Annotated in this window: 13 protein-coding genes; 5 read left to right on the top strand and 8 right to left on the bottom strand. The window is 70.4% G+C overall.

The annotated features are described in order from the left end of the window. Both HNV26_RS32580 and HNV26_RS32575 read left to right on the top strand, forming a co-directional pair. A partial coding sequence (locus HNV26_RS32580) for a hypothetical protein (protein ID WP_253817274.1) occupies nucleotides 1-1273 on the top strand: 1273 nt, incomplete at its 5' end. A 27-nt stretch (nucleotides 1274-1300) separates the two neighbouring features. Then, entirely contained in the window at nucleotides 1301-2092 is a 792-nt protein-coding gene (locus tag HNV26_RS32575; protein WP_171444808.1) for an enoyl-CoA hydratase/isomerase family protein, read from the top strand. 9 nt (nucleotides 2093-2101) lie between these two features. On the opposite strand, the gene mltG is transcribed toward HNV26_RS32575, so the two are convergent. Both mltG and HNV26_RS32565 read right to left on the bottom strand, forming a co-directional pair. Further along, complete coding sequence (mltG, locus tag HNV26_RS32570) at nucleotides 2102-3121, bottom strand: endolytic transglycosylase MltG (RefSeq protein ID WP_171444809.1); 1020 nt, start codon at nucleotides 3119-3121, stop codon at nucleotides 2102-2104. An 86-nt stretch (nucleotides 3122-3207) separates the two neighbouring features. After that, nucleotides 3208-4350, bottom strand: a complete 1143-nt coding sequence (locus tag HNV26_RS32565; protein WP_171444810.1) for a hypothetical protein — start codon at nucleotides 4348-4350, stop codon at nucleotides 3208-3210. 46 nt (nucleotides 4351-4396) lie between these two features. On the opposite strand from HNV26_RS32565, the gene HNV26_RS32560 reads away from it, so the two are divergent. Then, complete coding sequence (locus HNV26_RS32560) at nucleotides 4397-7918, top strand: TIGR02266 family protein (RefSeq protein ID WP_171444811.1); 3522 nt, start codon at nucleotides 4397-4399, stop codon at nucleotides 7916-7918. A gap of 9 nt (nucleotides 7919-7927) precedes the next feature. After that, nucleotides 7928-9211, top strand: a complete 1284-nt coding sequence (fliB, locus tag HNV26_RS32555) for a flagellin lysine-N-methylase (protein ID WP_171444812.1) — start codon at nucleotides 7928-7930, stop codon at nucleotides 9209-9211. 3 nt (nucleotides 9212-9214) lie between these two features. On the opposite strand, the gene HNV26_RS32550 is transcribed toward fliB, so the two are convergent. Next, nucleotides 9215-9835, bottom strand: a complete 621-nt coding sequence (locus tag HNV26_RS32550) for a DsbA family oxidoreductase (RefSeq protein WP_253817273.1) — start codon at nucleotides 9833-9835, stop codon at nucleotides 9215-9217. A gap of 190 nt (nucleotides 9836-10025) precedes the next feature. On the opposite strand from HNV26_RS32550, the gene HNV26_RS32545 reads away from it, so the two are divergent. Continuing rightward, complete coding sequence (locus HNV26_RS32545; protein ID WP_171444814.1) at nucleotides 10026-12062, top strand: S9 family peptidase; 2037 nt, start codon at nucleotides 10026-10028, stop codon at nucleotides 12060-12062. A gap of 67 nt (nucleotides 12063-12129) precedes the next feature. Here HNV26_RS32545 and HNV26_RS32540 read toward each other — a convergent pair whose 3' ends face one another. The 5 genes from HNV26_RS32540 to HNV26_RS32520 all read right to left on the bottom strand — a co-directional run. Then, nucleotides 12130-12420 carry a hypothetical protein gene (locus HNV26_RS32540; protein WP_171444815.1) on the bottom strand — a complete coding sequence of 97 codons (291 nt, stop codon included), beginning with the start codon at nucleotides 12418-12420 and terminating at the stop codon, nucleotides 12130-12132. Nucleotides 12421-12494: 74 nt separating this feature from the next. Beyond that, nucleotides 12495-13175 (bottom strand): DUF4142 domain-containing protein, encoded by a 681-nt coding sequence (locus tag HNV26_RS32535; protein ID WP_216612934.1) that lies wholly within the window; start codon nucleotides 13173-13175, stop codon nucleotides 12495-12497. Nucleotides 13176-13340: 165 nt separating this feature from the next. Then, nucleotides 13341-13772 (bottom strand): DUF1622 domain-containing protein, encoded by a 432-nt coding sequence (locus tag HNV26_RS32530; RefSeq protein ID WP_171444816.1) that lies wholly within the window; start codon nucleotides 13770-13772, stop codon nucleotides 13341-13343. Nucleotides 13773-13946: 174 nt separating this feature from the next. After that, a complete protein-coding gene (locus HNV26_RS32525; RefSeq protein ID WP_171444817.1) occupies nucleotides 13947-15728 on the bottom strand; it encodes a peptidase MA family metallohydrolase in 1782 nt (593 codons plus the stop codon). Beyond that, nucleotides 15725-18812 (bottom strand): DUF4175 family protein (locus tag HNV26_RS32520; RefSeq protein WP_253817272.1); only part of this gene is annotated, 3088 nt, incomplete at its 5' end. The genes HNV26_RS32525 and HNV26_RS32520, both read right to left, overlap by 4 nt.

Below are 18812 nucleotides of genomic sequence, written 5' to 3'. Positions count from 1 at the left end.
GGACGGGGGGGCTCTGGCGGAAGCGCCGCGTGACGGCGACGAAGTCACGCCGGGGGTGGCCGTGGCACCCACGGCGCCGCGGGACTCCAATGGCGGGCTCCCGCAGCGTCCGGTGCCGGCGGCGGCCTCGCCGTGGAACCAGGTGGTGGGGGGGCCCCAGGACGACGTCGGGACGGGCGTGGCCACGGCTCCCTCTGGAGATGTGGCGGTGGTGGTGTACAGCACGCCGCGCCAGGACGAAGAACGCGAGCCCGTGGAGGGTGAGAAGCTGGCGCTGACGCTTGCGCGCTACGCGGCGGATGGGGCGCCGCGCTGGTCGCGTGAGTGGGTGCGCAACCGCTTCTCGGACACGCGCGTGGCGGCGAGCGAGGCGGCGACGTTCCTGTCGGGCAATGCGTTCCTCTACTCGGCGGACTTCGGGCTGGGTGAGGCGCAGGACGGCTTCCTGGTGAAGTTCGACGCGGCGGGTTCCCCTGTCTGGCAGCACCGCGTGGGCCAGAAGATCTACGCCATCGCCGCGGACGCGCAGGGCGGCGTGCTGGCCGCGGGCGAGGAGTGGGAGGGGGAGTTCATCGAGGACCCCGTGCTCACGCGCTACGCCGCGGATGGCTCCGTGCTGTGGTCGCGGCGCTTCCACGGCGCCAACATGGACACCGCGCTGCACGCGGCGGCGCTGGCGCCTTCGGGCCAGGCGATTCTGGCCGGACAGCTCGTGGACGCGCTGGAGGTGGACGGCCAGACGTTCGGCGCGCCCGGTGTGCGCGGCTTCGTGGTGCTGGCGTTCGATGCGTCCGGGCGCTTGCTGTGGGGCAAGGAGCTGCCGGGCGTGAAGGGCCGCATCACCTCGGTGACGGTGGCGGCGGATGGCACGCTCGTGGCGGCGGGCGACTTCATCGGTCTGCTGGTGTGGGGGGATGCGTCGCTCGGTTCCTCCGGGGCCTTCGTGCTGACGGCGGGCGCGGATGGCAGCGCGGGTTGGGTGCGCCAGCCCCTGTGCGGGCCGGTGACCGAGCTGGGCGCGTCCGTCGCGGTGGAGGATGCGGGCGACGTCGCGGTGACGTGTGGCAGCGTGCTGACGCGCTACGCGGCTTCGGGGGCGTGGCTGGGGGAGCAGACGCTGGAGGCGCAGCCCTGCGCCAGCGGGGTGTGCTCGCTGACCACCGCGGGTGTGGCCACGGTGCCGGGCCGCGGGCTCGCCGTCACCGGCTGGCAGCGTGACGGAGCCGGCGACACCTGGAATCAGGACGCCTTCCTCAGGCTCGTGGTGCCGTAGCGGCCGGGGCCGCTACAGTGCGCGGCCATGTCCGCTCCTGCCGCAGAGGTCCTTCTCGAGGTGGAGGGTGCCGTCGCCACGCTCACCCTCAACGACACCGCCCGACGCAACGTGATGACGCCCGAGCTGGGAGACGCGCTGTGCGCGCGTGTCGCCGAGCTGAAGGGGCGTGACGATGTCCGGGCGGTGGTGCTCACCGGGGCGGGAGGCGCGTTCTCCGCCGGTGGGGACCTGAAGATGCTGGAGCGGCTGCGCCAGGTGTCCTTCGAGGATGCGCGCGCGTTCATGCTCGGCTTCTACGCGCGTTACCTCAGCGTGCTGGACCTGCCGGTGCCCGTCATCGCGGCGGTGGACGGGCCCGCCATTGGCGCGGGGCTGTGCGTGGCGCTGGCGTGTGACGTGTGCCTCGTGGCCGAGGACTCGAAGCTGGCGCTCAACTTCGTCCAGTTGGGCCTGCATCCGGGCATGGGCGCCACGTACCTGGCGCCGCGCCGGGCGGGGGCGCAGGCCGCCGCGGAGCTGCTGCTCACCGGCCGCCGCTTTGATGGCAAGGAAGCGGTGAAGCTGGGCCTGGCGCTGGAGGCGGCGCCAGCGGGGCAGGTGCTCACTCGCGCCAGGGCGCTCGCGGGACGGGTTGCCGCGAACGCGCCGCTCGCCGTGCGTGCGCTCAAGCAGCGGCTGGGGCTCGACAGGGCGGAGCTTCAGCGCGCGCTGGAGGAGGAGGCGCGCTTTCAGGCGGAGAGCTACGGCAGCCAGGACCTGGGCGAGGGACTGGCCGCGGCAGCCGCGCGGCGCGCCCCCGTGTTCCAGGGGCGCTGAGTTCTTGCCTCAGTACACGTTGTACTTGCGGCGGAGCGCCTCGTGCTCCTCCGCGTTGCGCGACGGGCGGAGGATGCGCTGCGCGTCGTGCAGGTAGTACCAGTACTCGCTCGGCTTGGGGGACATCGCGGCCTGGAGCGAGGCCACGGTGGGCGCGCCGATGGGGCCGGGCGGCAGGCCCTTCTTGTGCCGCGTGTTGTACGGGTCCTGCGGATCCCGCAGGCGCTTGAGGAAGGCGACGCGGTCATTCCACTGCGCCAGCTCGTAGCGTGACGTGGCGTCCACGCCGAGCGGGAATCCCTTGTCCACGCGCTTCCACAGGATGCCGGCGACCAGGGGGCGCTGGTCGGGCAGCGGCTCCTCGCGCTCCAGCATGGAGGCCATCACCACCACCTCATGCAGCGTGCGTCCGCTCTTCGTGATGGCATCGCGGTTGGGCGCGTAGAAGCGCTGCGCGAAGGCGTCCAGCTGACGCTGGATGAGCGCCTCCACGTCGAACTTGCCCGGAATCACGCCGTAGGTCTCCGGGTAGAGGTAGCCCTCCAGCGTGCCCGTGGTGGGCAGAGGGAAGGGCGCGGTGAAGTTCTTGGGCTTGCTGGCCGCGGCGATGTACGCGCCCGGCTTGATGAAGCCCGCGGCCACGAGCGCGGCGTCCGTGTCGCGCAGGCGCCAGCCCTCGACGACGACGAACGGGACGTCCTCGGGAATGGGGTTGCCTTCCAGCTCCGTGGCCAGCTCGGCCAGCGTCATCGACGCGCTGACCTCATGGCGGCCCGCCTTGGGGGCGAAGCTGCCGCGCCGGTACAGGTGCCAGCGCCACACCCGCGCGTCGCGGATGAGGCCTTGCGATTCGAGCAGCGTACCCAGGCCGCGCCCGGACGTTCCCTTGGGCACGGTGAACTCCACCACGTCCGCGCCAGGTGGCGCCGCGGCCGTGCGTGCCTGCTGCTCAATCCAGAAGAAGGCGCCCGCGCCGGACGCCACCAGCAGCGCGAAGGCTGCACCCAGGACCCAGAGAATCCGCTTCATTCGCGGCGCACGCTATCACCGGATTCGGGCCGTGCCTGGGTTCCAGCACGCAGATGTCACCTCCTGGGCGCCCGGCGGGCCAGCGGTCAGGCGGCCGGCGACGTCCCGAGCTTCAAGTCCCGGTTCAGCCCGGTGTCCCGGCTCACGCGCCAGATTTTTTGATCCAGGTAGTAATGGTGCAGCGCGAAGCCCCAGATGAAACATTCCATCAGATTGCGCAGCGTCAGCCCCGCGCCCAGCGGCACCTTCAAGTCGAAGCCGCCGCAGCCCGGGTGCGCGCCGAAGCCGCAGCCCAGGCCCCGGTACAGCAGCGTGAAGACGACGCCGCACACCGCGTAGATGACGAAGCGCTGGCTCACCTTCGGCGCCCAGCCGAACGGCGCCGGGTCCACGCCCGCCGCGTGGTAGCGGTTGCGGTGATAGAACCAGACCACGCCGTGGTACTGCACGTTGTGGAACGCCGTCACCGCCACGGCGAACATGATGAAGTCCATGCGCGCCGCGAACGGAGGCCAGAACACCACGGCCGACAGTCCCATCGCCGCGCCCATCATCAGCAGCTTGGGACCATTCACCTTCAGCCCCGCCCGGTGTCGCTGCACCTGCCGGCCCGCGTAGAGCACCACCAGCGCCAGCACGGTCGCGAAGCAGGCTCCGGCCACCACCGGCTCCCAGGTGGGCGGACCCACCAGGCCCAACTGCTTGCGCGCGTCCGGATGTGACACCGCGAACGCGACGAAGGGCGCCAGCAGCCCCGTGTACAGCGTCACGCTGTCGAGCCGCCGGTCCAGCGGCAGCGACTCGCCGCTCTTGCGCTGGTACAGCACCATGATGCCGTAGTGCTGCCGCACCACGTGCCAGTAGGCCCAGAGCGCCGCCGCCGTCATGAAGAGGGCGAAGGGCAGCTTCGTGCCCAGCAGCGCCGACAGTCCGAACGACGCCGGGCCCGCCGCGAACCACGCCAGGCTGCCCAGCAGCAAGCGCCGCCGTGTCTGCCATTCCCGCGCATCCAGATAGGTCCGCGATACCGTGGCGAACAGGTGCGGCCCATCCAGTGCCAGCACCCATGCCCACCACAACAGCAGGCTGCTGACGCCGCCCCAGACATGGAGTCCGACCAGCGCCAGGCTCACTCCGAGGCCGCCCCCCGTGGAAATCAGGTCGTGCCGCCGGTCGACGAGCCAGCCCGCGCGTGCGGGGCCTGGGACTGCGAGAGGGATGGCGCTCATGCGGCCTCCGAGGGACGCCGCGGAGGATATAGGAAGGTACAGGTAGGTGGTCTGCCCACCTGCTGGCGCCATTCGCCGGGCAGGGGACCGAGGGGCCAAAACCTGCTTGAGCGGCGGGTCGCGTACCGCGATTGTCTTCGCCATGGATCAAGGCAGGCGCACCACGGACAGGAAGGCAGTTGGCCTGCTGGTGAAGCTGAAGCATGAGAGCGTGGGGCGCTTCGCGGAGGAGTTCGCCACCAACCTGAGCCCGGGTGGGATGTTCATCCGCTCGCGTACCCCGCAGGCGGTGGGGACCCCCGTCAAGTTCGAGGTGCAGATTGCGGGAGGCGTGCGGGTGCTGCGTGGCTCGGCGCTGGTCCGCTGGGTCCGCGAAGTTGGTGATCCCGCGGGGCCTCCGGGCATGGGGCTGCAGTTCGAGGATCTGGATACGGCGAGCCGCGCGCTCGTCGAAATGATGTTGATGCGGAAGACCGTCGCGGATTCCAGCGCGCCCGCCGTTCAGCCCCTGCCCGCCATCGCGCCATCCGTGGCGCCCGCGATTGCACCGTCCGTCGCGCCCGCGATTGCGCCGTCCATCGCGCCCGCCGTCGCGCCCATGGCGCAGGCCCGTCCCGCGCCTCCGGTCCAGGCCCGTCCCGCGCCTCCTGTGCAGGCGCGCCCCGCCGACACGCCCGCGGATGTGGGTGGCATCGCGCTCGACTCCCTGTTCGATGACCTGGAGCCGGAGCGGGGGGCCTCCGCGCCGACCCTGGACGAGCCGTTCGGCCTGGTTCCGTCGGTGGTGGAGGAGCCGAGGACACCGCCCCCGAGCCGCGTGCCCGTCTCCTATTCGCTGCCGCCTCCGGTGGCCGCGAATGACGTGGACATTCCGCTCGACGAGCTCATCGCGAGCACGCCGCCTCCGCCCGTGGCCGCGCTGGACATCGATGAGCCCCTGCCGGGCTTCGAGTTCGAAATCGAGAGCCCGTCGGGTGAGGTGCCCGTGGCCATGGGCGCGCCGCTCGACGAGCCGCCCATCGAGGTCGGCATCTCCCTGGAGGTCGAGCCGTCGTCGTCCGCACCGGCGGGTGGTGGGCCGCTGGAGTTCGAACTGGACCTGGGTGACTCCGTCGCGGAGCCGCCGCGTGCGCCCGCGGTTCCACCCGTGCGCGTGGCGCCACCGCCAGCGCCTGTTTCCAGTGGCGGCACCTTCGAGTTCGACCTGGACCTGAGCGAGGCCGAGACCGCACCGCCGCCTCCTCCACGCGCCCCGGTGGCCCCCAAGGCCCCGCCGGTTCCCTCCGGTGGCATCGACTTCGACTTCGATCTGGCCGAGGACGTGAGCCCCCCTCCGCCCGTCGCGCCTCCATCGCCGCCGCGCGCCCCAGCGGCGCCTCCTCCCGCGCCTGTCTCGGCCGGAGGCGTCTTCGAGTTCGACTTCGCCCTGTCCGATGACGCGGGGCAGGCGCCGCCTCCGCCGCCGCGCGCCCCCGCTCCGGCCAGCCCTGGTGGTGGCATCGACTTCGACTTCGACCTGTCCGAAGACACGGGCAGGGCGGCGCCTCCGCCTCCTCCTCCGCCGCGCGCGCCAGCTCCGGCGAGTTCCGGGGGCGGCGGCATCGACTTCGACCTCGACCTGTCCGAGGACGTGGAGGAAGCACCTCCCGTCGCGCCTCCACCGCCGCCGCGCGCGGCGCTGGTTCCTCCGCCCGCGCCGGTGCAGCCGCCCGTGGCGGCCCGTCCGCTGCCTCCGCCGCCCCCGGCTCCGCCGCCTCCTCCTCAAGGGCTTCCCCAGGTGCGCCGTGAGGCGCCTCGGGGACCGGCGCCAGCGGCGACGCCCTCGGTGCTCGCGCCCGCCGTGGCGAAGGCCGCCGCGCAGGCGCCCGGCCTGGATGAACACGGCCTGCCGAAGACGGTGTTCCTGCCTCCACCGGTGCCGCTCAGCGGCACGGGGCCCGTCATCGGCATCGACCTGGGCACCACGAACTCGTGCGTGGCGTTGCTCTCCAACGGCAGGCCGCTCGTGCTGCGCTCGCGCGAGGGCTACAACACGATTCCTTCCGTCATCTCGCTCAACGCGCAGAACAAGCTGCTGGTCAGCCACCGCGCGAAGAACCAGCTGGTGCTGCGCCCCCAGCACACCATCTACGGCGCGAAGCGGCTCGTTGGCCGTCCCTATGACAGCGCCGTGGTGAACCAGGTCCGCGAGCGCTTCCACTACGACATCGTCCCCGACTCCGCTGGCCGCGCCGCCGTGCGTCTGGCGGACACGGCCCTGTCGCTGGAAGAGGTGCAGGCCCTCATCCTCCGCGAGTGCAAGGAGATGGCGGAGGCCCACCTCAACCAGAAGGTGGAGCGCGCGGTGGTGACGGTGCCCGCGTACTACTCCGAGCCGCAGCGTGAGGCCGTGCGCAAGTCCGGCATCCTCGCGGGCCTCAAGGTGGAGCGCATCCTCAACGAGCCCACGTCCGCGGCGCTCGCCTACGGCCTCAACCGCGACCTCAACAAGAAGGTCCTCGTCTACGACCTGGGCGGCGGTACCTTCGACGCCACGATTCTGAAAATCGAGAAGAACGTCTTCGAGGTGCTCGGCACCGGCGGCGACGTCTTCCTGGGGGGGATCGACTTCGACAACCTCATCGTCGACTACCTGCTGGCGCGCTTCCAGGAGAAGGAGGGCATCGCCTTCACGGGGGACGGCATCGCCTTGTCGCGCGTGAGTGACGCGGCCGAGCGCGCGAAGATGGGGCTGTCCGAGCGCAGCACCTTCGAGGTCCACATCCCCATGCTGATGATGGACGACGCGGGCAGGGCGCGTGACTTGCGCGTGGTCCTCAGCCGGCAGGAGCTGGAGAAGATCTGCGAGCCGCTCCTCAGCCGCACCATCGACGTGGTGCGCGACGTGCTCCTGGACGCGAAGCTGAAGGCCGCCGAGGTGGACGACATCATCCTCGTGGGCGGCATGAGCCGCATGCCGCTGGTGCGCGACAAGCTCAAGTCGCTCTTCGGCAAGGGCGCGCAGGCCAGCGTCAACGCGGACGAAGCCGTGGCCCTGGGCGCGGCGCTCTACTCGGGCTCCGTGGACAAGGTGAGCAGCGTGGTGCTCATCGACGTGCTGCCGATGACGGTGGGCGTGGCCATGCCCGGTGGCGCCTTCAAGCGCGTCATCGAGCGCAACAGCCCGCTGCCAGCGCAGCGCTCCTTCGCCATCAACACGACGAAGGACAACGAGGCCTTCCTGGAGCTGTCCATCTTCCAGGGCGAGGACAGCCACATCTCCGCCAACGAGTACCTGGGCACCGTGCGCATCGAAGGACTGCCCAAGGGGCCGAAGGGCTCGGTCCGCGTGGCGGTGACGCTCAAGCTGGACTCCGAATGCGTGCTGCACGTGGAGGCGCGTGAGTACTCCACGCGCAAGGAAGTGAAGGCCACGCTGGCCACGCGCTACTCGCCGGAGGAGCTCCAGAAGCAGCTCCAGGTCAGCAAGGAGTCCGTGAAGGCCGCCGAGGAGCGCCGCGGCGCCGACCTCAAGGAGCGCGCGGGCGGCTTCTGGGGCTTCGTGAAGAAGGCGCTGGGCAGGAAGTAGCGTGTCGCCATGACGGCCACCGCGCCCCGGTACATGACGCGCTTCAGGTGTCTCGCGGATGCCTGCGAGGACACCTGCTGCGCGGGGCTCGTCGTCCTCGTCAGCGAGCCGCGCTTGCAGCGCCTGAAGCAAGCGGTGGCGGGCACGCCGGACGCGGAGCGGGTGGAGACCTTCATCCGGCCGGAGCCCGACGCCAGCCCCGGCGACGAGGCCGTCATCGCGAAGCGCGAGGACGGGCACTGCGTGTTCCTGGATGCGCGGAAGACGTGCTCGCTGCACCGCGCCCATGGCGAGGCCGCGCTGCCGGATGCATGCGCCACGTTTCCACGCGTCGCCACGCGCTGGGCGCACGGGCTGGAGGTGACCGGTTCGCTCGCGTGTCCAGAGGTGGCCCGCCTGTGTCTGCTGGCGGAGGACGCCGTGGACACCGTGCCCGTGTCCGAGGACCTCGCGCTTCGTCCGGAGATTGCGCGCTCTCTGGGCGGCGGCGACTCCGAGGACGCGTGGACGCAGCACGCGGCGGCCGTGCGTTCCACCGCGTTGTCGGTGCTCCAGCGCCGCGAGCTGCCGTTCGCCGCGAGGCTCTTCGCGCTGGGGCAACTGGGCCTCAGATTGGACGGCTTCTACTGCCAGGGCACGGAGCTGTTCCACGGCGACGCGCGCGAAGGCGCGGAGGCCCTGCTGACGGAAGTGCTGCGGACCTTCACCCTGCCCGAGACGCTGACGGCACTGCGCGGTGACTTCGCGGCGCTGTCGCTGCCGGGAGGCCCGTGGGTGGGCATCTGCGCCGCGGTGCTGAAGTCTCGCCTGGGCTCGGTCCGGAGCGAGCGGTTCCACACGCTGGTGGAGCTGGTGCTGGAGTCCTACGGCGGCGTGGACCTGCTGCCCGACGACGCATGGCGCCGCTACTCGGAGCGCCGCGAGCGGCTGTCACCCGGGTTGGCGCAGCGGGTGGAGCAGTACCTGCGCCACCACGCCGTGAATCACTGGCTGCGCCACCCGTTCACGGACGCGCCGCGCGTGCTGGACTACGTGTTCCGCATGGCGCTGCGCGAGGCCGTCCTCTGCTGGACGCTCTTCGGTCACCCCTCGGTGGTGGCGCTCTGCGCGGAAGTCGCGGCGGACACGGCCGAGTCACGGGCCCGGCTCGACGCCGCCGCGGTGGAGTGTTTCCAGCTCATCGCCAAGCACGTCGAGCAGGCGCCCCAGCTCCACGCCCTGGCCCAGGGGCTGGCGGGGAGTGGGGGCGACGAGACGCTCGGCCGGATGCTCGTGTTGCTCAAGGGGCTCTGACGCTCAGGGCTGCGCGCGGGGCGTCACGCCGAGCCGGCGCATGGCCTCCTGGAACACCGGGTACTCCTGCGCGCCCTGGAGGCCGAAGCGCTCCCCGAGCACGAAGGTGGGCACCGCGGTGACGCCGATGGACCGCGCCTCCTGGATGGAGTCCTCCACGGTCTTCGTGTAGCGGCCCTCCTCGACGACGCGCTGCACTGCGTCCGGGTCCAGGCCCGCCTCCTGGGCGGCGCCGCGGAGCGTGTCCCACTGCCAGAGGTCCTGGCCCTCGCTCCAGTAGCGGCGCAGGAGGGCGGCGTGGAACGGCTCCAGCCGGCCCTGCTCCCGGGCGTACTCGGTGGCCTCGTGGGCCCGGCGGGTGGACGGGGTGAGTTCCCGCATCACCAGGTTGAGCCCGGCTGCCTGGGCGCGGAGCTTCAGCGGGTTGTTCGGGTCCTTCATCTTCTCGCGCACGTAATCCGGCAGGGGGAGTCCCTCGGGGGGCGTCTCCGGGCGCAGGTAGAAGGGACGCCAGTCCACCTGGACGTCGTACTCCTTCTTCAGCTTCTGGACCTCGGCGTAGCCCACGTAACACCAGGGGCAGACGTAATCGGACCAGACGCGGACGGTGATGGGCTCGCTCATGGGCCCGTGTCTAACCGCGTCGAGGCGCCGCGTCATGGCGGAGTGCGCCGGGGATGCGCGTGGGTGGTACCCCGGGTACGCGGAGGTGGACAGCGCGGGCCGTAGCAGGCAGCGTCCACCCCCGACAACCGTGCCCGTGACGCACCCCTCGGGTGGGGTGGCGGCGGGGCGACTGAACCAGGAGACTCCCTTGCCGCTGTCGCTTCTCGCGGCCCTGGCCCTGAGCGCCACTCCGGCGCCGGCCCGGCCCCAGCCGTTCACCCACCACGACATGATTTCGCTGCGCCGGCTGAGCAGCCCGCGCGTCTCGCCGGACGGCAAGCAGGTCGCCTACGTCCTGCGCACCACGGACATGGAGGCCAACCGGGGACGCACGGACCTGTGGCTCGTCGGCGTCGACGGAAACGCCGCGCCGCGCCAGCTCACCTCGCATCCGGACGCGGACTCCGAGCCCACCTGGGCGCCGGACGGCAAGAGCCTCTTCTTCCTGTCCTCGCGCGGCGGCTCCTCGCAGGTGTGGCGCCTGCCCGTGGACGGCGGCGAGGCCGTGCAGGTGACGAAGCTGCCCCTGGACGTGGGCGCCTTCCGCGTGTCGCCGGACGGCACGCGGCTGGCCGTGGCGCTGGAAGTGTTTCCGGATTGCCCCACGCTGGAGTGCACCCCGCAGCGCGAGGAGGAGCGCTCCAAGCGCAAGGCCACCGGCCGCACCTACGACAAGCTCTTCGCGCGTCACTGGGACACGTGGAAGGACGGGCGTCGCTCGCACGTCTTCGTCGTCCCCGTGGCCGGCGGCGCGCCCGTGGACGTGATGAAGGGCATGGACGCGGACAGCCCCTCCAAGCCCTTTGGTGGCGCGGAGGAGTTCACCTTCACGCCGGACAACAAGAGCATCGTCTTCGCCGCGCGGGACGTGGGCCGCTCCGAGGCCTGGTCCACGGATTTGGACCTCTTCGTCGCGCCGATTGATGGCAAGGCGAAGCCGCGCAAGCTGACGGAGAAGAACCGCGCCACCGACACCAGCCCGGTGTTCAGCCCGGACGGCAAGACGCTGGCCTACCTGGCCATGTCGCGCCCCGGCTTCGAGGCGGACCGCTACCGCGTCATCCTCCGCACCTGGCCCGGCGGTCAGGAGCGCGTGCTCACCCAGGACTGGGACCGCTCCGTGGGCAGCCTCGCGTGGAGCGCGGACGGCAAGACGCTCTTCGCGAGCGCCGGGCACGTGGGCCAGCAGCCCATCTTCGCGCTGGACGTGGCCACGGGGAAGCCCACCCAGCTCACGAAGGAAGGCGCCGCGGACGCGCCGCAGCCGGCCGCTGGGGGCCGCATCGTCTACGTGTACGACGACCTGGATTCGCCCGCGGACCTGCACGTGATGAACGTGGATGGCTCGGAGTCGCGCCAGCTCACCCAGGTGAATCAGGATGCGCTGGCGCGCATCCGCTTCGGTGACTTCGAGCAGTTCTCGTTCCCGGGCTGGAACAACGAGACGGTTCACGCGTACGTCGTGAAGCCGGTGAACTTCGACCCGAAGAAGAAGTACCCGCTGGCGTTCATCATTCACGGTGGGCCGCAGGGCTCGTTCGGCAATCACTTCCATTACAGGTGGAACCCGCAGGTGTACGCGGGGCGTGGCTACGTGGCCGTGATGGTCGACTTCCACGGCTCCACCGGCTACGGGCAGGCCTTCACCGACTCCATTTCCGACGACTGGGGTGGCAAGCCGTTCGAGGACCTGCAGAAGGGCCTGGCCGCGGCGCTCAAGCGCTACAGCTTCATCAATCAGGACAAGATGTGCGCGCTGGGGGCGAGCTACGGCGGGTACATGATCAACTGGATTGCCGGTAACTGGCCGGACGGCTTCAAGTGCCTGGTGAACCACGACGGCATCCTCGACGAGCGCATGGGCTACTTCGACACCGAGGAGCTGTGGTTCCCGGAGTGGGAGCACAAGGGCACGCCGTGGGAGAACCCGGAGGGCTACAGCAAGCACAACCCGATTGAGCACGTCGCGAAGTGGAAGACGCCGATGATGGTCATCCACGGTGGACAGGACTTCCGCGTGGTGGAGACGCAGGGCCTGGGCACCTTCACCGCGCTCCAGCGGAAGGGGATTCCCTCCAAGCTGCTCTACTTCCCGGATGAGAACCACTGGGTGCTGCGCCCGGCCAACAGCGTGCAGTGGCACGACGAAGTCCTGGGCTGGCTGGACCAGTGGACGCGCAAGTAGCCGCCGCGTGATTTCGTAGGACTCGGGGCTCGCATCGTGAGATGCGGGCCCCGCTGTCGTTCTGGGCTCAGGGAACGCCGAAGCAGGCGCCGATGCAGGCGGTGCGAATCTGCGAGCACGTCTTGCTGCCGACACAGTCCCCGCACGCGGCGAGCTGGTCCCTGCGGCGCTCCTGGTCCTGTCGCTCCATCCAGGCTTTGAGGTCGTCCTCGCACGACTGGACGTTGAGCGTGTCCGTGAAGCACTCCTTCCGTTTCTCGCAGATGGTGTCCGTGTCGCTGAAGCAGCCGGTCAGCAGCGCGCTCACGGTGACGACGAAGGTCAGGGTCAGCGTCCGAGGCATCATGCGGACCATCATGCCTCGTGCGCGTGCCTGTCTTCATCCTCGGGATTCAGGCGTGTACGGCGTGCGAAGGTGCGCCGCGCTTCGGGTCAGGGCTTCGGCGGGGACGGGGGCGGGTGCGCCGGGCCGGAGCCGCCCACGCCCGTTTCGCCTCCCAGCTTGCCCAGCATGTTCCAGGCCTGGTGCCGATGGGCGGGCACCTGCTTGCTGAGGTCCTCGAGCATTGCGGCGAGCTCGGGCGTGGCCTTGGGCATGGCCTTCTGGGCGGTGAGGACCATGCCCAGGACGGCGTCATGCCCCGTGACCTGTGAGGCCAGATAGGCGGAGTCGAAGGGGGCGCCGCGGATGACCTGGAGCTGCTCCAGCGTGGCCTTGTCCTTGGCCATGGAGGCTTCCTCCGCGTCGTTCATCGGCTTGGGGGATTCGGCCAGTTTCAGGCCCTTGCTGCGCGCGTAGGACGTGAGCTTCTGGTCCAGCGCGGTGTGCGCCTTCATCATGATGGTGCCGAAGGCCTTCACGTCCGGATTCTGGGAGTGTTGCTGGGCGAGCTTGCCTGACTTGATTTCGTGCTGGTTCGCCAGATGCAACCGGTCGAGCAGCGCCTTCTCGTCCGTGGGGGCGGTGTAGCCGCGGTACGTGGCCATGCCCTTTTGAACGGAGACCGTGTCCTGTTGGGAGGGCGGGCTGTCGGGCATGCCGGACTGAGCGAATGACGCGCCCTGGGTGAACAGCGAGGCGGCGAGGACGAGCCCCGGGAGGGGATGCTTCATGGGGTGCTGCTCCTTGTGCGTGAGGAAAGGCGGGCGCGCACGTTGGAGCGGCGTCGGAGCGGGATGCACGGCGCGAGAAGACGCGTCCGTGCGCCACTTCACGCAGAGGGAGGAGAGGGTGCGGCGGATGACGGTGGCGCTGCCCGCGTGACCGACCCACTGCGTTCAGTGCTTCACCGGACGTGGTGCGTCGGGAGCGGGCGGCACGTGGTGCTGCGGGGTGGACGACGCTGGCGGGGGATGAACAGGACCGGCGATGTCCTCGCGGTGCTGCCAGGGCCAGCGTCCCTCCAACTCCACGGTGAGGGTGAAGCTGAGGAAGGTCCGGATGAGGACGATGAGGCCCAGCACGATTACGCCGTTCAGCGTGGGGCGCTGGCTCACGGTGCGGATGATGTCGGCGGCGACGAGGAACTCCAGGCCCAGGAGGATGGCGCGGCCCAGGTTCAGCCGGAAGCGGCGGTAGGCCTCACCGGCGGGGAGCTGCTGCCGAGTGGCGAGCACCACGAGGGCGAGCACCGCCCCCAGCACCATGCTGCCCACGCCGGCCCACTCCATGAGCTGGGCGGCGAGCGAGATGAGGGAATGGACCTCCATGGAGCCTCCCGTGCGGGAAGCTAGGCATGGCGGCGACCTCAGTCACGGAGCGGCCTGCGTAAGGGGCGCATGCCCGCTCCCGTGAAGCGCCAGGGATGGAGGGTACGAGAAGGTTCGTCGAAGCCGCGAGGCCGTCGTCACGCCGTTGGCTGTCGAGGCGTAACGAAGCTCGTTTCAGTTCCCCGCGTCCGGCTTCTCGGGCTGTGCTTCCTTCGGTGCCTCCGCGTCCGGCGCGCCCGGCACGTTCATCTCCGACAGCCCACCCTCGTCCTTCAGGAACTGCTGCGCCACGCGGTCCACCTCTTCGACCTTGAGCCCCGTGAGCAGCGCGCTCGCCTGCCGCGCGCGGTCCGCCAGCGCCGTCTCACCCATGGAGCCGTGGATGCGCGTCAGGGCCAGGTGGATTTCCGGGTCGAACGGGTCCGACGCCAGCGCCTCCAGGTAGGCCGTCTTCGCCTTCGGGTAGTCCTTCCGGTACAGCAGGATGCGGCCCAGGTGGACGTTGGTCGACGGTGAGCCCGGGTGCACACGCAGGCTGCCGCGCAGCACGCCCTCCGCTTCATCCAGCCGCCGCAGCTCCAGCAGCGCCAGCGCGTACTTGTTGGACACGGACTCGTACTTGTCGCCCACCAGCTTGTGCGCCTTGGCGTACTCCTCCGCCGCGGCCTTCACGCGGTTGCGCTCGCGCAGCAGCTCACCCAGGTGCGCGAACTTGCGCGCCGGCACCTCCGTCACCTCCTGGAAGTCGCCGAAGGAGATTTCACGCCCCTTCTTCTCGCTCTCGTCCTTCACCTTGCCCTTGGCGTTCTCCTTCAGGACCACGCGGTCCTCGCGCGGCAGGAGCTCGGTGGGGAAGGGCTGCTTCTTGATGTGCGCCAGCCAGGACTTCTCGAAGAGGGCGAAGGGCATCCCCATGGCCGTCTCCACCGCCTTGCGGTCCTTCTGCCCGGCCTTCAGCTCCTGGATGATGGCGCGCAGACCCGCCGTGCCCTTGACGCTGTGCACGTAGTCGATGGCGTAGAACACCTCCGCGAACGCGGTGGCCGCGTCCTCCGCCGTGGGCAGCAGCGCGATGGACGGGTGCATCTTCTCGAACGGGATGAGCGTGTCCGCCTTCACCCGCTTGCCCAGCAGCGCCTGCGTGGACGGCGTCATCGCCAGGCCCGCCTTGCCGCGCCAGCGCGACTCCAGGAACTTGGCCAGGCCCTCATGCAACCAGATGGGCACCGTGTTGCGGCTCATCTGGCTGATGACCAGGTGGATGTACTCGTGGGCGAGCGTGTCCTGCCAGTCGTAGCCGCGCGCCACCGCCTTGGGGCTGGTCACCATCAGCTTGTTGAACTTGCAGATGGCGATGGTGCCCGTGGTGCCAATCTGCTTCTCCGTCAGCGTGCTCACCCGCGCCAGCTCGCGCGCGTTGCTCACCACCTCCACGCGAATCTTGCCGCCCGGCGGCGTCCAGCCGAGGTCCTCCTTCATCGCCCGGTGGATGCCCTCCAGCGTCTCCAGCGCATAGGGCACCAGCACCGCTTCCTTCCCCTTGGGGTACTGGAAGATGAAGTGCTCGCTCTCCGCGCGCTCGTGGTCCTTGACGATGGCGCGCGTGTCCTTGGCCAGCCGCAGGTAGCTGCCCGGCTTGTCCTCGATGTTGGCGCCCTCCAGGAGCGCCACCGCGTCGTCGTAGCGGCCTTCCTCGAAGGCCACCCGGCCCTGGAAGTACTTCAGCGGCTCCACGTCGGCGGGGAGGAGCTTCTCCACCTCGGACAGCTCGCGCCGGGCGCCGGGCACGTCCCAGTCGTCCAGCTCCGTCTCCACGCGGCCCAGCCGCTCCTTCACCTCGTCCTTGAGCGAGCTGGACTGGGCCCACGCCGCCTGAGGCACGCAGAGGAGCCCCACGGCCATCGCCGCGACGAGTGCCCCGAATCCGGAGGAATGCTTCAGCGCGTGGCGGCTCACTTCACCAGCTCCTCGTAGTAGCGCTTCACCTGCTCCCGGTACTTCTCCGGAGCCCCCTGCTTCATCGCGTCCAGCAGGTCCTTGCGGAACTCCTTCGGCGCCTGGAAGGCATCCTCGTCCGGCAGCTCCACCTTCTGCTTCGGGTCTCTCCCGTTGCCCTGTTGCCGGCGGCCCATGCCCATGGGCAGCGGGAGCCCGCCCTTGCCGCCGCGCTGGCCTTCCTGCATCTGCTGCTGGAACTGGCGCAGGCCCTCCAGCGCCGCCTGCTGCTCGCCGTAGCCGCGGCCCGGGTCCTTGCCCTGCATCCGCCGGGCGGCCTCCCCCATGCGCTGGCCGGCGCCCTCCATCTGCTGCGTGGCCTCCTCACCGAAGATGGGCGCCATCTGCTGCATCTCGTCCATCTGCTGACGCAGGCCCTGCGCGCGCTCCTCCAACTGCGACTGCTGTTCGCCCAGCTGCTGGAGCTGCTGCTTCTCCTGCTGCGACAGCTGCGAGCCCGGAGGCGGGAAGAGCGACTGGAGCTGCCGGTTCACCTCCGACACGTTGCGCGCGTCGCGGTTGAGGCGCTGCGCCAGCTCCGTGGACTGCTTCACCACCTCTTCCGGGTTGCCGAACATCTCATCCAGGTGGCGCTGCTGCTCGCCCATCATCGCCAGCTGCCGGGCCGCGTCCTCCGCCCGCGCCGCCGCCTCCGCCGCCAGGTCGTAGTCGTTCACCTTCAGCGCGTTCTCCACGTTCTGGAGCTCCGCCTGGGCCTCCTCCAGCGGGCGCGCGGCGCGGCTGTTGAGCTGGCTGGGCTCCAGCGCCTTGTAGTCCTCCTGCGCCTGCTGAACCTTGCGCATCAGGCTGTCCTTCATGGACGCGCCCTTCTCCGACAGCCGCTCGCGGTTCTGCGAGCGGGCCTGGTCGCGAAGCTGCTTCGTCTGGTCCGCGACGCGCTGCTGCTCCTGCACGGTGCCCTGCAGCTCCTCCATGAACTTGCCGAACTTCTCCGCCAGCTCGGGGTGCTGCTCGCCGCCGAACTCGTCGCTCGCCTGGTCCAGGTTCTCGAGCATCTCATCCATCTGCATGCCCAACTCCTGGAGCTTCGCCAGGGCCTCGTCCGCCTTGCCCTCGCGCATCAGCTTCTCCACGTCGTCGAGCGCGCTGCGCAGGTCCTGGTCCTTCATCATCTCGGACAGGGCCTCGGCGTTGAGGTGCTCGTCGCGGATGCCCTTGCGCATCTCCGCCATGCGCTGCATCAGCTCCTGGATGCGGGACTTGAGCTGCTGAATCTGCTCCATCACCGCCTGGCGCGCGGCCTCGTCCGGGTTGGACTTGTACTGCTCGATGAGGTTCGCCAGCTCGCGCCGCTCGTTGGACAGTTGCTTGGCCATCTCCTGGAGCGCCTCCAGCTTCTGCCGGTCCAGCAGCGACTCCAGGTAGAGGATGTCCTTCTCCAGCTCCGTAATCTCCTCGTTGACCACGGCGGTGAGGCGGTTGCCCGTGCCCCAGTCCTCGCCGCGGGCGCGCTGGGTGCGCAGGTAGAGCCGGCGCAGCTCCGCGGTGCCGCGGATGTAGCTGCCCAGGGACTCGGAGATGTTGCTCAGCGCGGAGACCAGCTCGGTGGGCACGTCGCGCTCACGCGCCAGCTCCTGCGCCAGCGTCCTCATGTCGGCGACGAGGCTCTCCCCGCTGGTGTCCACCGTGGCTCCGGCGGTGATGGCCTGCGGGTCCTTCTGCTTCGCGCGCTCCGGGCCTTCCAGCCGGTCCGCGAGGTGGTCCACCATCCGGCCCCACAACTGCTCCGCCTTCTCCAGCGCCGCGCGGCGGTGCTCGGCCGCGGAGTACACGCGCAGCACCTGCGTGCGGCTGACGCCCTTCTTGGGGCCCTCCACCGCGTCGTTGTCCTGCGCCTCCACGTAGTAGGTAATCCGGTCACCCGGGTCGAGCTTGAGGTTGCCCAGGCTCCACGAGTACGTCCCGCGGTGGCGCCGGCCGTCCTCGCGCGGCAGCGGCACGCGCGTCTCCTGCTGGGCGCCGGGCGCGCGGAACACGAGCGCCATGCCGGACAGCCCGTAGTCATCCGACGCCTCGTACTTGAGCGCCACCTGGTCACCCGGGTCGATCTCCAGCTCCACCGTGGGCGTGAGCAGCGACACCTCGGGCGCCTTGTCCGCCTCCACGGTGAGGGCGATGTCCGGCCCCACCGCGAGCGCCTTGTCCCGCGCGCCGTAGAAGGCGAAGCGGTAGTGGCCGGACTGCTTCGCGACGAAGCTGCCCTCCAGGTCGCGGTTGCCCGTCACCTGCAGCGGCAGCGCTTGGCCGTTGACCACCAGCTCCGCGCGCTCCACCGGACGGTCCGAGCGCGTCTTCAACAGGATTTCCGTCCCGGCCGGCGCGCTGATTTCACCGTTCGTTCCGGGCACCGTGCGCGGGGTCAGCCCCGTGTACGCGGGGTAGCGGTACGTCAATTCGATGTCGCCGGTGATGGGCTCCACCTGCGCCTGGGCCTTGGGGCTCGCCGCCACTTCGCGGATGCGCGCCACGCCGGCGGACCAGCGGTCACCAAGCACGACCATCAGCACCAGCAGGGCCAGCAGCGCGCCGCCCGCGCCCAGGGCCACGTGACGCACCGGGCGGCTGTCCACCACGGTGCGGACATCCACCGTGCGCGCCCGCGCGTCCATCTCCCGCAGGAAGGCGCTCGCGAGCGCCGGAGAGCCGCTGCCCGGCGCGTCCGGCTCGCGCATCAGCTCCACCGCGGCCAGCACGTCCAGCGACAGCTCCGGCCGCTTTTCGCCCACCAGGCGCGCGGTGAGGACGTCGTCTCCCACGCGGCGGCGCGCCAGCCACAGGCCGAAGCCGCACGTCACGGCCACGCCCACCGGCAGCGCCGTCCACAGCAGGGACGCGCCCGCGCGCGGCGCCACCAGCGCCAGGAAGCCGCCGGCCACCAGCAGCAGCGCCCCGCTGGCCACGCCCAGCATGCCGCCCTGGAGCCACAGGTACCGGCGCTGGCGGCCCTGGACGGTGGCGAGCAGCGCCTCCACGCCTGGGGCTTCCAGGGGAGGGCGAGCTTGTGACGCAGGAGGTGCCGGAGCT

It is taken from the genome of Myxococcus xanthus (genome assembly GCF_013116825.1).
Classification (GTDB): domain Bacteria; phylum Myxococcota; class Myxococcia; order Myxococcales; family Myxococcaceae; genus Myxococcus; species Myxococcus xanthus_B.
This window is presented reverse-complemented; position numbering and strand designations above follow the sequence as displayed.

Bases quoted from the DNA above. Each gene is read 5' to 3' on its own strand.
- HNV26_RS32550 (WP_253817273.1), bottom strand. From the start codon at position 9,835: ATGAGCGAGCCCATCACCGTCCGCGTCTGGTCCGATTACGTCTGCCCC.
- fliB (WP_171444812.1), top strand. From the start codon at position 7,928: ATGACGGCCACCGCGCCCCGGTACATGACGCGCTTCAGGTGTCTCGCG.
- HNV26_RS32535 (WP_216612934.1), bottom strand. From the start codon at position 13,175: ATGAAGCATCCCCTCCCGGGGCTCGTCCTCGCCGCCTCGCTGTTCACC.
- HNV26_RS32565 (WP_171444810.1), bottom strand. From the start codon at position 4,350: ATGAGCGCCATCCCTCTCGCAGTCCCAGGCCCCGCACGCGCGGGCTGG.
- HNV26_RS32530 (WP_171444816.1), bottom strand. From the start codon at position 13,772: ATGGAGGTCCATTCCCTCATCTCGCTCGCCGCCCAGCTCATGGAGTGG.
- HNV26_RS32540 (WP_171444815.1), bottom strand. From the start codon at position 12,420: ATGATGGTCCGCATGATGCCTCGGACGCTGACCCTGACCTTCGTCGTC.
- HNV26_RS32575 (WP_171444808.1), top strand. From the start codon at position 1,301: ATGTCCGCTCCTGCCGCAGAGGTCCTTCTCGAGGTGGAGGGTGCCGTC.
- mltG (WP_171444809.1), bottom strand. From the start codon at position 3,121: ATGAAGCGGATTCTCTGGGTCCTGGGTGCAGCCTTCGCGCTGCTGGTG.